The organism is Pseudonocardia halophobica, from assembly GCF_027922425.1.
In the GTDB taxonomy this organism is placed as follows: domain Bacteria; phylum Actinomycetota; class Actinomycetes; order Mycobacteriales; family Pseudonocardiaceae; genus Pseudonocardia; species Pseudonocardia halophobica.
Map to the genome: position 1 here is coordinate 1 of NZ_BSFQ01000281.1, position 536 is coordinate 536.

A 536-nucleotide genomic window follows, 5' to 3' on the forward strand; every position below is an offset into this window, starting at 1 on the left:
TCGACGGGCTTTTCTTGCAATATTGGAACGGAGAACGCCTGGACTTCCGACGAGGTCAGCGGACGTCCAGCACGTCGGCAAGCGCATTTCCTCTGACAACACCCCGTCGCCCGTTACGGCGTGGTGGGCGCCGTCCCTCCGGCTTCAAGTGCTGCGACGACGCGGTCGGTCGTGCGCTGGATGTGGGCGAGGGTGACCTCGATCGCGCGGGGCACGTCGCGGTCCATCGCGCTTTCGAACAGGGCGCGGTGTTCTTCATGCACGTCTCGCGACAGTGCAGGGCGGCTGCGTGACAACTGGCGAAAGCGTTCGTGATGCTTGTACATCATGCTGCGCATCCGCAGAAGCCAGACTGAACTTGCCGCGCCGACCAGCGCCTCGTGGAATTCGGTGTTCAGCCCCTCCCACTCGGTCAGGTCGCGCGGCTCGGCGCTGCGTTCCAGCCGTTCCAGCCGATACCAGGCCGAGATCAGACGCTCTTCCCAGGCGCGGTCGCCGCGCGGCAGCGACTGCGCGATGGCTTCGGCCTCCAGCTG

At 65.9% G+C, this 536-nt stretch carries 1 protein-coding gene; it reads right to left on the reverse strand.

The annotated features are described in order from the left end of the window. Nucleotides 1–113: 113 nt before the first annotated feature. On the reverse strand, nucleotides 114–536 hold a 423-nt coding region (locus PKE99_RS39455; protein WP_271215179.1), incomplete at its 5' end, for a GntR family transcriptional regulator.